The 15,523-nt window shown below is 40.3% G+C and carries 12 protein-coding genes; 7 read left to right on the top strand and 5 right to left on the bottom strand.

What is annotated here, in order from left to right; translation table 11 throughout:
• Window positions 1-6 precede the first annotated feature (6 nt).
• Window positions 7-1,098, bottom strand: coding sequence for a DUF4097 family beta strand repeat-containing protein (locus BA81_RS05525; RefSeq protein WP_034281057.1), 1,092 nt, complete (start codon window positions 1,096-1,098; stop codon window positions 7-9).
• An 11-nt stretch (window positions 1,099-1,109) separates the two neighbouring features.
• Window positions 1,110-1,445 (bottom strand): hypothetical protein, encoded by a 336-nt coding sequence (locus BA81_RS05530; RefSeq protein ID WP_024427655.1) that lies wholly within the window; start codon window positions 1,443-1,445, stop codon window positions 1,110-1,112.
• Between the two features lie 197 nt (window positions 1,446-1,642).
• Here BA81_RS05530 and BA81_RS05535 point away from each other — a divergent pair, with 197 nt between their 5' ends.
• On the top strand, window positions 1,643-1,873 hold the full coding sequence (locus tag BA81_RS05535) for a hypothetical protein (RefSeq protein ID WP_034281058.1): 231 nt from the start codon (window positions 1,643-1,645) through the stop codon (window positions 1,871-1,873).
• 30 nt (window positions 1,874-1,903) lie between these two features.
• Here the strand turns inward: BA81_RS05535 and uvrA are convergent, their stop codons facing one another.
• From uvrA to BA81_RS05550, 3 genes are all read right to left on the bottom strand, one after another.
• Window positions 1,904-4,780, bottom strand: a complete 2,877-nt coding sequence (gene uvrA, locus BA81_RS05540) for an excinuclease ABC subunit UvrA (RefSeq protein ID WP_025093988.1) — start codon at window positions 4,778-4,780, stop codon at window positions 1,904-1,906.
• Window positions 4,781-4,787: 7 nt separating this feature from the next.
• A complete protein-coding gene (gene uvrB / locus BA81_RS05545; RefSeq protein WP_024423583.1) occupies window positions 4,788-6,773 on the bottom strand; it encodes an excinuclease ABC subunit UvrB in 1,986 nt (661 codons plus the stop codon).
• A gap of 293 nt (window positions 6,774-7,066) precedes the next feature.
• Window positions 7,067-7,312 carry a CsbA family protein gene (locus BA81_RS05550; RefSeq protein ID WP_034281059.1) on the bottom strand — a complete coding sequence of 82 codons (246 nt, stop codon included), beginning with the start codon at window positions 7,310-7,312 and terminating at the stop codon, window positions 7,067-7,069.
• A 281-nt stretch (window positions 7,313-7,593) separates the two neighbouring features.
• Here BA81_RS05550 and BA81_RS05560 point away from each other — a divergent pair, with 281 nt between their 5' ends.
• The 6 genes from BA81_RS05560 to BA81_RS05590 all read left to right on the top strand — a co-directional run bounded on the left by BA81_RS05560 (window position 7,594) and on the right by BA81_RS05590 (window position 15,515).
• Window positions 7,594-10,125 (top strand): PEP/pyruvate-binding domain-containing protein, encoded by a 2,532-nt coding sequence (locus BA81_RS05560; RefSeq protein ID WP_034281061.1) that lies wholly within the window; start codon window positions 7,594-7,596, stop codon window positions 10,123-10,125.
• A gap of 90 nt (window positions 10,126-10,215) precedes the next feature.
• Complete coding sequence (locus BA81_RS05565) at window positions 10,216-10,788, top strand: TetR/AcrR family transcriptional regulator (protein WP_034281062.1); 573 nt, start codon at window positions 10,216-10,218, stop codon at window positions 10,786-10,788.
• A 40-nt stretch (window positions 10,789-10,828) separates the two neighbouring features.
• Window positions 10,829-12,163, top strand: a complete 1,335-nt coding sequence (locus BA81_RS05570) for an MFS transporter (protein WP_034281064.1) — start codon at window positions 10,829-10,831, stop codon at window positions 12,161-12,163.
• A gap of 273 nt (window positions 12,164-12,436) precedes the next feature.
• Window positions 12,437-13,420 carry a YncE family protein gene (locus BA81_RS05580; protein ID WP_034281067.1) on the top strand — a complete coding sequence of 328 codons (984 nt, stop codon included), beginning with the start codon at window positions 12,437-12,439 and terminating at the stop codon, window positions 13,418-13,420.
• Window positions 13,417-14,103, top strand: coding sequence for a response regulator transcription factor (locus tag BA81_RS05585; RefSeq protein WP_034281069.1), 687 nt, complete (start codon window positions 13,417-13,419; stop codon window positions 14,101-14,103). Before BA81_RS05580 ends, BA81_RS05585 begins: the two co-directional genes overlap by 4 nt.
• Window positions 14,100-15,515 carry a HAMP domain-containing sensor histidine kinase gene (locus tag BA81_RS05590; protein WP_034281071.1) on the top strand — a complete coding sequence of 472 codons (1,416 nt, stop codon included), beginning with the start codon at window positions 14,100-14,102 and terminating at the stop codon, window positions 15,513-15,515. Before BA81_RS05585 ends, BA81_RS05590 begins: the two co-directional genes overlap by 4 nt.
• Window positions 15,516-15,523 lie beyond the last annotated feature (8 nt).

Raw genomic sequence — 15,523 nt, forward strand, 5'->3', positions numbered from 1 at the left:
GTAGAATCACTCCTTGTCTGATTGGTGCTTTACTTGTATTGAGCCTGTTTTTGTTTCTGCAAAAATGGATATACTGTGCACCGCTTGTTGATTGGCTTTGATCATTTTCTCTTTTTGTAATGTTTCATTTTTCTCTTTAATCATCTCTGCATCAAGTAAATCGTGAGAGATAGACCCGAGATTGCTTTTCAGCTCAGCGGTCACTGCACAAGCACGCGGGATTTGAACGTCCACACTGCCTGTTGTCGTTTTCGCATAGATGGAACGGCACTTTTCATCTGACAGCTGAACAGCAATATTTCCATTAAAGCTTTGGGCATCAATTGATTCACTTTTCCCGCGCAGGTCTATGAGCCCATTGATGGTTTCTACTTCAATCATACCACACTCATGATCTGCCAGTTTGATTTGTCCGTTTGCTGTTTCAATTCCGACTTTTTCTGCTTGTAACGAAGCAAAAGAGACAACCCCATTTGTCGTTTTCGCGGCAAGTTCTTTTGTCTTTAGCTTTTCCCCGCGAATCGGTCCATTAAACAGCTTGACCTTAATCTTATCGTATTGGATACGCGGTACGTATAATGTAACATTGACTTTCATCGTCTTCTTTTCGGTTCGAATAAAAAATTTATCTCCTTCAAGCCCGCAGTCCAATTGATTGAGAAATTGCTGTCTTGCCTGCTCTCCATCCTCTGCACGGTAGATTTTCGCATGGCACTCAGCTCGAATATCTCGATCGTCCCAAGGCATCACGTTGAGACTACCGTTCGCCAATTGAATATCTAAATGAGAAAGCGATGCATCTTTGAACTGAAAAATGTGCTCAACATCAACTGACTGTCCAAAGTTCAAATCAAGATCCACGTCTTTTACCTTTTTCACCGCAGAATCTAACCAGCCAAACAGCTTTGCACCAAGATTTTCGGTACCATTTCCTTTGCTCTCTGCTCCAGCTTTTTCTTCATGAAAGCTGTGATCAGCCGTAGACTTTTCTAATGAGACTGACTGACCTTCTTCTAGTTTTTCCAGCAGCGTAATTGCTTCTTTTGCTGATAATACTCCGTCTTCTACTAATTTTAAAATTCGTTCTTTTTCATTCATACAAAGCCCCCCTAAGATTTGATGGATTGAAGTACTTTAATCCCTTGAATGATATTCCAAATGACAGAGATCAAAAAGCCAATGACTACTAAAAAAGACAAGATGAACACCGTCATGACTGGAATGAGCGAGTCACCTGCCTGGGTCGTCAATAAAAATGGAATAGACCCAAAAATCAACAGAATGCACGCTGCGACCGGCAAAAGATGTGACCATAATGCCCGCAATGCGTGCCGCTTCGTTTCCTTTTGATCTACTACAAAAAACGCCACGATCGGTACGATAAACGGCATAAACAATACACTAAAATAACAAATAGAAGCAATAATCGACTGATCTCTATTCATATATATTCGCTCCTTCATAACGAAAATTCCTTTCTAACTCATACGTTTATTGCGTATAAAAAGTTTCAAAATCATTCGATTTACATATGACCTTAGACACAAATTATTTCTTTTTGCACCTAAGAGTAGATTCTTCACAGATTACCCTTTAAAATATGTTGAAAAGATGGTGATTATCATTATAGGGGGTAATTATTTTGACAGATCATCATAATTCAAACCACACGGCTCAAACGCTTTTAGACCTTATACAGAAACAAAAAAGCATGAACAGCGATATGATCAAGGAGCTTGAGACCATTCATCCGTCTCATCCAAAGTATGGTGATATCCGTTATTTAAAGGTACTGCTCGACAGCAGCAGCACCCATATTTTAAAGGATTTAACGCACCTCAGTAATTTAATGCCGAAGGAAGATGTGCAATAAAAGAAAACCCCTCTTATCGAGGGGTTTTCTTTATGAAGAAGTTACACTTTCCGTTTCTTTAACCAGTTGTTTCATGCGTTTACGGTCACGCTCTAAAATAGGCTTCAAGTATTTTCCTGTGTAAGATGCTTCTTCTTTTGCAATGTGCTCAGGAGTGCCAGAGGCAATGATCGTTCCGCCGCCTGCACCGCCTTCTGGTCCGAGATCAACAAGGTAATCAGCAGCCTTGATAATATCAAGGTTGTGCTCAATGACCAACACCGTATCTCCATTTTCAACCAAACGCTGAAGCACTTTTAATAAACGGGCAATATCATCCACATGCAAACCTGTTGTCGGCTCGTCCAAAATATAAAGAGACCTTCCGTTTGAACGGCGGTGAAGCTCAGATGCCAATTTCACGCGCTGCGCCTCTCCTCCGGACAATGTCGTTGCAGGCTGTCCAAGTGTAATGTATCCTAGCCCCACATCATAAATCGTTTGAAGCTTCCGCTTAATTTTCGGGATATTCTCGAAAAATTGGAGTGCATCCTCCACGGTCATTTCAAGCACATCAGCAATGTTTTTTCCTTTATATGTGACCTCGAGTGTTTCGCGGTTATAACGTTTCCCGTGACACACTTCACAAGGCACATACACATCTGGCAAAAAGTGCATTTCAATTTTAATGATGCCATCCCCGCGGCACGCCTCACAGCGGCCGCCTTTGACGTTAAAGCTGAATCTGCCTTTTTTATAGCCTCGTACCTTTGCTTCGTTGGTTTGTGCAAACACATCCCGCACATCATCAAAGACACCTGTATACGTGGCAGGGTTGGATCTTGGTGTACGGCCAATTGGAGATTGATCAATATCAATGACCTTATCTAAATGATCCATTCCTTTAATTTCTTTGTGCTGCCCTGGCTTCGCTTTCGCTCTGTGCAATTTTTGCGAAAGTGATTTTAATAGAATTTCATTCACAAGCGTACTTTTCCCTGAGCCGGATACTCCGGTCACAGCTGTAAAAACGCCAAGAGGAAACTTCGCATTCACGTTTTTCAGGTTGTTTTCTTTTGCACCTTTTATCTCAATATAGCGGCCGTCAGGCTTTCTTCTCTCAATTGGCAGCGGGATAAATTTCTCACCAGATAAATATTGTCCTGTTAAGGATTTCGGGTCCTTCATGACTTCTTCTGGCGTTCCAGCTGAAATCACTTCTCCCCCATGAACTCCTGCTCCAGGTCCAATATCTATTAAATAATCAGCGGCTAGCATAGTATCTTCATCATGCTCCACGACAATTAGTGTGTTCCCGATGTCGCGCATGTTTTTCAACGTCCCGATCAACCGGTCATTATCGCGTTGATGCAGACCAATGGATGGTTCATCTAATATATAAAGAACACCTGTCAGCCTTGACCCGATTTGAGTCGCCAGGCGAATCCGCTGCGCCTCTCCGCCTGATAGTGTGCCAGCGGACCGGCTCAAATTCAGATAATCTAATCCCACATTATTTAAGAAGGACAAACGCTCTTTGATTTCACGTAAAATGAGCTGGGCAATCTGCAAATCTTTCTCAGACAACTCAATTTTTTCATAGAAATCAAGGGCATCAGAGACAGACAAATCGGTGATTTCTCCGATATGCTTGCCATTGATGAGAACCGCCAGCGTTTCTTTTTTCAGACGATATCCTTTACATGTCGGACATGGCTGATTGGCCATATATTTTTCCATTTGTTCACGAATATAATCAGAGCTGGTTTCCTTATAACGCCGTTCAATATTACGAAGAACGCCTTCAAACTCAATTTCATTTTCACGTACCTGACCAAAATCATTTTCATATTTAAAATAAATCCGTTCAGATCCGCTTCCATATAAAATTTTATCAAATAAATGCGATGGGATATCTTTCACTGGAATGTCCATGTCGATGCCATAATGTGTACAAACAGCCTCAAGAAGCTGCGGATAGTATTGCGAGCTTTGCGGCTCCCATGGTGCAATGGCATGCTGCCGTAAAGTCAGATCCTTATTAGGAATGACAAGCTCAGGGTCGACTTCCAGTTTTGAACCGAGCCCATCACAGCTCGGGCAGGCACCAAAAGGACTATTAAATGAAAACATTCTCGGCTCAAGCTCACCAATAGAGAACCCGCAATGCGGACAAGCATGATGTTCGCTGAATAACAGCTCTTCTTGTCCAATCACATCAATCATCACTCGGCCTTCGCCCAGCCGCAGAGCCGTTTCAAGGGAGTCAGACAGCCGAGCAGCAACGCCTTCCTTCACGACAATTCGATCAATGACTACTTCAATGGAATGCTTCTTGTTCTTTTCAAGCTCGATATCTTCTGAAAGGTCTTCCATCTCTCCATCGACTCTCACTCGTACATAGCCCTGCTTCCGAATTTGATCAAGCACTTTCACATGTGTTCCTTTGCGGCCGGATACAACTGGCGCAAGCACTTGTAATTTCGTTCTTTCAGGATACTCTAAAATACGATCTGTCATCTGCTCAATCGTTTGTGACGTAATTTCAATCCCATGTATAGGACAAATAGGTTTTCCGACTCGAGCATACAAAAGACGCAAGTAATCATAAATTTCAGTAACAGTACCAACTGTTGATCTAGGGTTTCGGCTCGTCGTTTTCTGGTCAATACTAATCGCCGGAGAAAGACCTTCAATGGCATCTACATCCGGTTTATCCATCTGCCCAAGAAATTGGCGTGCATACGCTGAAAGAGATTCAACGTACCTGCGCTGACCTTCTGCATAAATCGTATCAAAGGCAAGCGACGATTTTCCTGAACCAGATAATCCCGTAATGACCACTAGCTGGTCACGCGGGATATTGACATCAATATTTTTAAGGTTGTGGGCTCTAGCACCTTTCACCTCTATTCGTTCCATAGCCATCAGGCAATCATCCTTCCGCTTTTAGCTCTAGCAGTAGATCTCTTAATTCTGCTGCTTTTTCAAAATCAAGCGCTTTTGCTGCATCTTTCATTTCCATCTCGACTTTTTCGATCACTTTTTCTCGTTCTTTTTTGCTCATTTTCGAAAGTTTTGGTGCTGCTTTTGTTTCATATTCTTCTGAATCCTCATGTATCTTTGTCGCCTTAATGACATCTCGAATTTTCTTATGGATCGTTTGCGGTGTAATCCCGAATTTCTCGTTATATGCTTCTTGCTGTTCTCGTCTTCGCTTCGTTTCTTGAATCGCAATGTCCATCGATTTCGTCATATTGTCTGCATACATAATGACCCGGCCTTCTGCATTTCTCGCTGCACGGCCAATCGTCTGGATGAGGGATCTTTCAGAGCGTAAAAAGCCTTCTTTATCCGCATCTAAAATGGCCACGAGCGACACTTCTGGAATATCCAGTCCTTCACGAAGAAGGTTGATTCCAACAAGCACATCATATTTACCGAGACGCAGATCACGGATAATCTCAATCCGCTCAAGGGTCTTAATCTCTGAATGCAGGTAATTCACCTTGATTCCGATTTCTTTTAAGTAATCTGTGAGATCCTCAGACATTTTCTTCGTCAGTGTTGTCACGAGCACACGCTCATTTTTCTCAACTCGTGCATGAATTTCTCCAATTAAGTCATCAATTTGTCCTTCAATCGGACGAACTTCAATAATTGGATCAAGTAATCCTGTTGGACGGATAATTTGTTCCACAACCTCTGGTGTTTTCTCAAGCTCGTATGGACCAGGCGTTGCTGATACATGCACAATATGATTGATATGCTTTTCAAACTCATCAAAGGTGAGCGGTCTGTTATCAAGTGCTGATGGCAGGCGGAATCCGTGATCAACCAACACTTGCTTTCTAGCTTGGTCCCCGTTGTACATGGCGCGGATTTGCGGAATCGTCACATGCGACTCATCGACAACAATCATAAAATCATCTGGGAAATAATCAAGCAGTGTGTAAGGTGTTGAACCAGGAGGACGCAAGGTCAGATGTCTTGAATAGTTCTCAATTCCTGAACAAAAGCCCATCTCTCTCATCATCTCAAGGTCATATCTTGTCCGCTGCTCAAGGCGCTGCGCTTCAAGCAATTTTCCATTTTCACGAAGCTTTTCAAGCTGTTCTTCTAGCTCTTGTTCAATATTGATAATTGCTTTTTCCATTTTTTCTTCTCTTGTGACGAAGTGAGATGCTGGGAAAATCGCCACATGATCACGATCACCAAGTATTTCTCCAGTCAGCGCATCCACTTCACGAATACGTTCAATTTCATCACCGAAAAACTCCACTCTGATACAATGCTCATCTCGTGAAGCAGGAAAAATCTCAACGACGTCTCCTCGGACTCGGAAGGTTCCGCGCTGAAAATCTATATCATTACGAGAATACTGAATATCCACCAGCTTACGAAGAAGCTGATTGCGTTCAATCTCCATTTCAGTACGCAAAGACAGCACAAGCTCTCTGTATTCCTCTGGCGAACCTAAGCCATAAATACAGGACACACTGGCAATGATGATGACATCTCTTCTCTCAAATAACGAGGACGTAGCCGAGTGTCTCAGCTTATCAATCTCATCATTGATGCTGGCATCCTTCTCAATAAATGTATCGGTCTGAGGCACATATGCCTCTGGCTGATAATAATCATAGTAACTCACAAAATATTCAACAGCGTTATTAGGGAAAAATTCCTTGAATTCGCTGTATAACTGACCGGCAAGTGTCTTATTATGCGCAATGACAAGTGTCGGTTTGTTCACTTCTTTGATCAGGTTGGAGACAGTAAAGGTCTTTCCCGTACCTGTAGCACCTAACAGCGTTTGATGCTGTTTCCCCTGATGGATCCCCTCAACAAGCTTTTCAATCGCCTTTGGCTGATCTCCTTGGGGCTGATAGTTAGAAACTAATTCAAAGCGGTCACTCACATCAAAGCCTCCGTTTCGTTTACGAAATCTATCTAATGAATATATTATCATAAAAGAACACAAAAATACGAACTAAAGTTCGGCTCTTACTTGATTTTTATTTCCAATACAGTCATACCCTCTCTCCCATGGCAAATAACCCTCTTAAGAAAACCTTCCTTTCAGTATGGAACATTTTGGAGTGAGATATTCGATGAGCAGAAAAAGAAAGCTGCGCTTACTAGAAATCGTAAGCACAGCTCTTGTTTAAAACATGTCATTTTTCAGCCATCATGCTCTTGATGGCGATGACATCATTGATTTTTTTCAGCTTTCTCTCTTTTTTCGATTTCTTTCTTAGCCATAAACAAAGCCCCAGCTACTAAAGAAATAATATCTAATCCCACAATAAAGTAGGTTTCTGTATATCCCTTCATGTACGAAGCAAATAAAAGCGCTGCTGTTAACGCAATGCCCACGTAATGATTGTAAGTAACCTTTGAAAATAAAATAACGAGCAGGAAAGGAAAAACTAGTGCAAATATGGCTTTTGTAATCACAAAAACCCTCCCTCTTCATGGTCTACTTCCTTGATTATAGTAAAGATTGGCATATTGAACAATTCACAGTTTTCAATTTCGCCTTTTTTCTTCATGTTCGGAGACTTTTGTTGTAGAAGAAGAAGGAAATTAGTGAGATTGTCCCCTTTGTAAAGATAGGTCTTTCCGTCTTTGACAATAACATCCAATCAATTCTATGATTAAAATGATAGTGCGCACTATCATTTTGAAAAATAGAGAGACATACAAACCATTGGCTATTTGGATAAGGGGGCATTCCCATGTATTCAGTTTTATTTCATGCGGCTGAAGAATCCGCATCACTCGCAGGGGCAAAAGGCCTGAATTTAATCAAATTAAACAATCACGGCCTGCCAGTCCCAGATGGATTTATTATCAAAACCAACAGCTTTGCAAGCTTTCTTTCATATCACAATCTGCAGCCAGCAGAACAAAACCTTTCTCAAAAAATCAAAGAAGCATCGTTTCCTTTACAAATGGAAGCAGAGCTGCTTTCGTCCTTTCAATCCTTGCGGAAGACTTACCCCTCAGTTGCAGTCAGATCCTCTTCTGTTGCTGAAGATCTCGAAGGCGCCTCATTTGCAGGACAGTACGAGACCTATTTAAATATCAAAACAAATGAAGAGTTTTTACAGGCAGTCAAAGAATGCTGGTCTTCTTATTTTGCAGCGAGGGTCACAGAATATAAGGAAGAGATGAATGAAAACGAGGAAGAGATGCCGCTCATGGCCGTTGTCGTTCAAGGATTGATCCATTCTGACGTCTCCGGTGTCATCTTTAGTGAGAATCCCGTATCGGGGAAAACAAATGAAATGATGCTGACCGCAAGCTACGGATTGGGAGAAGCAATTGTCTCCGGTCTTGTGACACCAGACACGTTTATTGTAGATAAAGAGAACTTTTCGATTGAAAAAACACTTGGGGCGAAAGAGCTGCAAATTGTTCCTTTCCAAGAGGGTGTCATCGAGGAGCCAGTATCGGAGGAAATGGCTGGCCAGTTTTGCCTGAACGATGATCAATTGAAAGAAATCACACAAATCACGAAACAAGTAGAAGAACTTTACGGACATGGAGTCGATATCGAATTTGGAATTGCAGGTGGGTCGTTTTATTTACTTCAAGCAAGGCCGATTACTACAGCTCTTCCAAAAGCAGTAAATGAAACAGCAGGTGCTTCTTTACAAATGAAACCAGAAGAGCTTCAGGATTTCTGGATTTCAATGGATGATCATATGCCTGGTCCAACGAGCCCTCTTTTCTCAAGTCTGATCATACCAGCCTTAAAAAGCGGGATGAAGAAAAATGGAGAAAAGTATCAAGTACCTGATATGAACATCAAAGATATTAAGCTTTACAGAGGCCACCTATACTCAGCACCGGATCTGCCACAAGCGGAAGAGGGAGCTGCACCCGTTTTTGATGAAAGTATATTTGAGTTATTTCCACATTTAAGTGAACGGATGTATGAGATTCTAGAGAAAAATTTCTTTCCATTTTACGAAAAACTCGATCGCCAAATGAATGAACCTATGACCATTGAAAAAGCCATCATTGGCTTTGAAGAATTAAAGGATTTTTATATCCAAGCATATGATGATCATTTTGATATCGTCATACCACAAGTCATTCTATCAGCCATCATTGAAGACATGCTTGTCACGTATACTGGTGACCAAACCCAAGTCGTCTTGCTTCATGAAATGATGATAGGTGTGATGAACAAATCTCTTGAAACAGACAAGGTGCTATCTGATATCGCAAAGGATGTCCTTCAAGATCCAGAACTTCACCAAGCATTTATTCATCATGAAAAGAACTCGGAGCTGTTACATGCGCTCAATCACTCGGAAAAAGGAAGGCATTTCATTTCGAAATTGGAGGGTTTTCTCCAAGTTTACGGCTGGCGATCTATTAAAAGTCATGACCTTACAGATGAGACTTGGGCAGAAAACCCAGAGTTTATATTAGATATCATCAGAAATAATATCCATTGCCATTGTGATTTTGATGAAGAATTTGCAAAAGCAGTTATCAAAAGACAAGAGACGTATAAACATTTTATGAATCAAGTGAAGGATGAATCGTTTAAAACAAAATTTGAGACGCTGTATCAATTTGCCCTTCAAGCAGCGAATATCCGAGATGACCACCACTTCTACATTGATGCCATGTTAGATGCAAAGGCCCGGGTATATCTATTAAAAATTGGTGAACTTCTTGTACAAAAAGGAGCCATTCCTCATCAAGAAGATCTTTGGTATCTCTACGATGAAGAGGTACAAAAAGCGCTCACAACGTCTATCTCATTTAATTCGGTTATCCAGCAAAGAAAGATAGAAATGAAGGAAAATGAAGACATTCAACCACCGGCTTACATTGGCACACCAACTGAAGCTGAACTGCAGCAAGTAGAAAGAATGCTTGGTTCATTAAGAGAAAATGAAAACAACACACACGATGTGATCCATGGAATTGGCGCATCCAGCGGTATTGTTTCTGGAAGAGTAAAAGTCATTACATGTGCTGACGAATTCTCACAATTTCAAAAGGATGATATTTTAGTTTGTAAAACGACCACACCTTTATGGACGAGCTTATTTAGAGATGCAAAAGCAGTCATCACCGATGCTGGAGGCATTTTATCTCATTCAGCTATTATCGCAAGAGAGTATATGATGCCAGCTGTCTTAGGTACAAGAATAGCAACTGAAACACTTCAATCCGGTGACCTTGTGACAGTAGATGGCAGCAATGGACGCATTCAGATTTTAAAGCAGCATTCGCGTGTATAAACTTATCATTTTGGATGATATTGGCGGTCATAGGTTTTATCGGTATACTTACTTTGTTGCAAACACATTCATAACCTGAGGTGAGTATGCTTGTTAAAATCTACAAATCAACGAATCATTCGCGCAACAATGGATTTATTAACTGAAAAGGGCTATCAAAAAACAACAACCAAAGAAATAGCGACAAAAGCGAATGTGAGTGAAGCAACTATTTTTCGCAACTTTAAAAACAAACGCGGCGTCATTGCTGCCATTATGAAAATGAAATCAACACCGACAAAAATCCTAGAAGCAGAATTCAAAGGCGATTTATACACCGATTTGAAGTTTCTCGGTACCTATTTCCTTGAAGATTTGACTTCCAAAAAAGAATTTATTTATATCAGCATGCGAGAACCGGCTATGTTTAAGGATTTAACCAGTCATGAAAAGATTTACCCTCAAGAACTGAGAGAAATGCTCATACAATATTTCAAAAAGATGGGTGCCGAGCATCATGTATTAAAAGGAAATGAAGACATTTATGCAGACATCTTCATTAGTACGTATTTCGGATTTTTCATTCAGCAGCTAGAGCAAGATTTTCAACTCGTTCTCACACAAAAAGAAGATTTTATTGAAATATGCACACACATTTTCATGAGAGGAATTTCTCCCGCTTAAAGGGTGGAATTCTTCTTTTTTACAAAAGGTGGTATACACATTGAGGTTAAAAAAAGAGAGTTTCGTCATCTATTCTTTGTTGCTTGGAGCTATACTAGTTCCCGTCAATTCAACGATGATCGCTGTCGCTCTATCATCCATATCAACTTATTATGATCAATCTCTTGCAAACATCACTTGGGTTGTCACAATTTATCTTATTGTCATGGCAGTCACTCAACCTATCGCTGGTAAGTTAGGAGATATATACGGACACAGGCGAATGTATTTAATTGGGGTCATGCTCTTTTTAATTGGCTCAATTGGATGTGCTTTAGCTCCTAATCTAGCTTTTCTCATCACTTTTCGTTCCATTCAAGCAGCTGGCGGTGCTATTTTAACACCGAATAGCATTGCATTGATTCGTGCAACAGTATCCCCCGAAAAACTGTCTAAAACAATGGGGTATTTTGGATTTGGAGCCGGTATTGGTGCCGCACTTGGACCTTTTATTGGTTCGATTCTTATTCAGAGTTTTGATTGGCACTCTATATTCTTTGTCAATATCCCATTCTTGTTCCTTACACTTGTTACCGGCGTATTACTCATTCCGAAAACAAAGCATACACGCTTACAAGCAAATGTAGACATCACTGGTTCAATATACTTAACCATCGGGATTGCCACACTCATTCTATGCACTAAAAGCCAATTGCTAAATGAATACTTGATCTATGGAATTCTAGCGTTGATCGTCATTCCTTTATTCTTTAAACATGTACGAAAAGTAAAGAATCCGATCATCGATTTGTCGCTTTTTAAAAACAGTTCATTTACAAATGCAAACCTGTCGATCATGCTGAGTAATTTTGTGATGTATGCCATTCTTCTAATTATGCCGCTGTTTATGGAACAACAACTTGCACTTTCTCATACACAAAGCGGTATTATTCTATCAGTATTTTCTCTTTGCATGTCTATTAGCGGCTTGTTAGGGGCAAGACTCCATCCGAAAAAAGGCGCGAAAAAAATGATTGGCTTTTCATTTCTCTGTCTCACTTTATCAGGAATCATGTTAATCACACTCAGTCAGTTCCCTACCTTACCACTGCTTATCGTGACACTTGTCGCAGGTGGAATTTCATCAGGTATTGGGATGACCAGTATGCAGATGGCTTCTTTAACGTCTGTTGATCAAAGCTTATCTGGTTCAGCATCTGGCATTTTCTCTACCTTTCGATATTTTGGCAGTATCATTTCGTCTACATTGATTGGGATCATGAGTGGTTTTCAATCTTTATTTATTGTATTAATGGGTGCAGGCATTCTTGGTTTCTTTTTATCTCAACGTGTAAGAACCAAATCCACCTCCCCATCATCCGAACATTCCGCCTAATGACTCCCTTGCTCTATGTTTCTTTAGAGCGGGGAGTTTTCGTCATTTGTATCACTGTAAACTATAGCGAGTGCATCCATCAAATCCTGAAAATCATCTTTTAAGAAAGAAAAAATGGCATATGATCCAGACAAAAAAGGAACTTCAGGTACAAATGGTCTCCCTCACTTACCTAAAAGCTTTTTTTCATTCTTTCAGCATAGATAACTTCAATTTTTTTTCACAATTTTTGTGGTATGATTTTGAAAATAGAGAACGCAAAGGAGCGGAAGAATGGTACGTGTGAAATATGTTTTGATCTGTTTATCAGCTCTACTTTTATTCGTTACAGGCTGTGGAAAAGAACAGCAATTTACGCCGCCAGGCAGCTCTCAATCCATCGCTGTCATCTCTCAATTAAAAAAAGCCTCCTTTTCAATAGTTGATATACAAAAAAATAAAATGCTCTCTTCTGTGGATTTAAAACACCCACTCACTGATCTTATTCAAATCAATAAAGACGTCATCATCGCTACTAGTAAAGAGGGAGAATCCCTTATCGAAATTAATCTAAAACACGGGACAGCAACAGATTATATGAATGTGGATAAAGGACTGACTTCCCTTACATATGATGCAGCTTCTCATACATTAATCGCTGCCAACTCACAGAAAAATGTCGTTTATTTTATTGATACGGAGCGCAAAAAAATAAAATCGACTGTAAAAACTGGAAAATTACCTTCTTCTATGACTCTTTCTTCGTCAGGTATTTTATTTGTTTTAAATGCAGAAAGTCATACTGTCTCCGTCATAGATATTGAAAAGGAAAAAAATATACGTACGTTTTCTGTACTTGAACGGCCTTCTGGGATTCATTTTGATGGACAGTCCATTTGGATCGGCGGTCATGGTAAACAAGGCACCTTAAATAAGAGTATTTTTGCTTATGACCCTAAAACAGGCAAGAAACAGCGAGAAATAAAGCTAGGCGTTATGCCTGTTGCATTTTTTCCAGAGAAAAATTCTTCTACTTTATATGTACTATGTCATGGAGATCATACGCTATACAAAGTAGATACCAAAACAAATAAACAGCTTGCTTCTGTTGAAACTGGTCAAAATCCGAATTATATCACTGCTGATACGTCATCAATTTATGTGAGTAACTTGGATGACAATTCAGTATCCATCATCGATAAACACTCATTTATCATGAAAAATCAACTGAATGTCCCATCAGGACCTTACGCTATCGTGTTGGAGGAAAAGAAATGAAGGAACAAATGCGTATTTTAATCGTAGATGATGAGCTTGATATGCTTGAGTTAATCGGATCTTTTTTAAAGAGACATGGCTTTCACATTATCACTGCGAATAATGGAAAAGATGCCTTGCATCAGCTTGAAAAGGAATCTGTTGATCTTGTTGTATTAGATATCATGATGCCTGACATGGATGGATTTGAAGTCTGTCAGCGTATTCGACAAACATCTCAAATACCGATTTTATTTTTAACAGCGAGGAGTTATGAAGAGGACCGAATTAGAGGACTTGAAATTGGAGCGGATGACTACATCATGAAGCCTTTCAGTCTGCGTGAGCTTGCAGCAAGAATTGAAACAACCCTGAGACGAATTAGAGGTCTTTCGCTAAAGCGCAGCCGAATACAGATTGGTGACATGGAGATTGATCAAGATGGCAGACAAGTTTACCTCCATCAACAGCCCGTTAATTTAACAAGAAGAGAATTTGATTTACTCATGTTTCTTTTGCTCAACCAAGGACAAGTGTTTTCACGAGAACACCTTTATCAAAAATTGTGGGAATCACATTCAATGAGCGGCTCTTTAAGAACAGTCGATACACATATCAAAACGCTGCGACTAAAGTTAAAGGAAGCAGAACGATATATTAAAACCGTTTGGGGTGTCGGCTATAAGTTTGAGGAGGAAGAATGAAGCCATTATCGATTAAAAAGAAAGTACTCTTCTTAATTCTTGCAGTGATCGGAATCGTTGCAGCCTCAGCGCTTGCCCTTACCTTTTACTTATACCAGCACTTATATATTGATAAACAGATTGATTCCTTAAGTTTGCAAGGTAAGAAGCTTGCAGAAATCTATCACACACACGGGAAAGACAAGTATTTTACCGACAGAATGAAATGGGCAAATGACTCAAGTCAGGCGAACGTTATTTTTACAGATGATCCAATGGAGCTTTCAAGTGGTCTTCCTTTTGATACGAACACAAATGATAATCTCATTACGTTCAAGGAACGCCAAAAGCTCCTTCAAGGTGAAACCGTCGTGTTAATTAGAGAACACCCACAGTTTCACCAAGATATTCTTGGCATCGCCATCCCTGTTTTCTCAAGCAATGATGATCTATCGGGAACTATTTTCCTCTCCATGCCATTATCAGATGTATATGAACCCTTTGTCCAAATTAGATTGACGCTGGGTATATCCATCTCATTGATTCTGCTCCTGATATTTTTAATCGGATATAAGAGCTCCAATCACATTGTACAGACAATAAATAAAATGAAAGAAATTGCAATGGAAATGGAATCTGGCGATTTCTCAAAACGAATGGCCGTAACTAAAAAAGGAGACGAGTTAAACCAGCTTAGCCGCTCCTTTAATAAACTGTCTTCAACCCTCGAAAAAGTTGAGCAGCACCGCAGGGAATTTCTTGCGAATGTCTCTCACGAACTTAGAACGCCTTTAAGTTATATGAAAGGCTATGCAGAAGGAATTGAAGAAGGGGTCATTGATCAAAAAAAGGGGATGCAAATCATCCAAGATGAGGCCACACGTTTAAGCCGGCTTGTGCACGACCTTTTAGATCTTGCACAGTTAGAAGGTGACTCTTATCCACTTACGATGGAGCCAGTCGTCTTTGCACAGCTCATCCACGATGTTCTTGATCAAATGGCATTCATCGCTGACAAAAAAAGCATTATTTTCAAACGAACGCTAGAAGAGGATTGTATTGTTTATGGTGATAGCGACCGTCTCCAACAAGTGATACGTAATTTACTGGACAATGCCATTCATTACACGCCATCTGGGAAATCAATATCGATTGAATTACAAGTTCACCAAGGTGTTGCTGAATTGAAAGTGACCGACGAAGGCAGCGGTATTCCAAAAGAAGATCTTCCACATGTTTCTGAGCGATTTTATCGTGTAAATAAAGCACGAACAAGAAAGGATGGCGGCTCTGGCCTTGGACTAGCCGTTGTCTATCAAATCATCAAAAAACATCATGGAACATTCGACATTCAATCTGAGCCTGGCATTGGTACGACAGCCATCATTCAGCTGCCAAATACTCCTTTCACTGAAGACGTGCCAACCAAATAACAAATGAG

Origin of the sequence: Bacillus safensis FO-36b, assembly GCF_000691165.1 — a bacterium.
GTDB lineage: Bacteria > Bacillota > Bacilli > Bacillales > Bacillaceae > Bacillus > Bacillus safensis.

What these genes read in the sequence shown, in the direction of transcription:
- BA81_RS05580 (WP_034281067.1), top strand. Translation starts at nt 12,437, where the DNA reads ATGGTACGTGTGAAATATGTTTTGATCTGTTTATCAGCTCTACTTTTA.
- BA81_RS05525 (WP_034281057.1), bottom strand. Translation starts at nt 1,098, where the DNA reads ATGAATGAAAAAGAACGAATTTTAAAATTAGTAGAAGACGGAGTATTA.
- BA81_RS05560 (WP_034281061.1), top strand. Translation starts at nt 7,594, where the DNA reads ATGTATTCAGTTTTATTTCATGCGGCTGAAGAATCCGCATCACTCGCA.
- BA81_RS05530 (WP_024427655.1), bottom strand. Translation starts at nt 1,445, where the DNA reads ATGAATAGAGATCAGTCGATTATTGCTTCTATTTGTTATTTTAGTGTA.
- uvrA (WP_025093988.1), bottom strand. Translation starts at nt 4,780, where the DNA reads ATGGCTATGGAACGAATAGAGGTGAAAGGTGCTAGAGCCCACAACCTT.
- BA81_RS05585 (WP_034281069.1), top strand. Translation starts at nt 13,417, where the DNA reads ATGAAGGAACAAATGCGTATTTTAATCGTAGATGATGAGCTTGATATG.
- BA81_RS05590 (WP_034281071.1), top strand. Translation starts at nt 14,100, where the DNA reads ATGAAGCCATTATCGATTAAAAAGAAAGTACTCTTCTTAATTCTTGCA.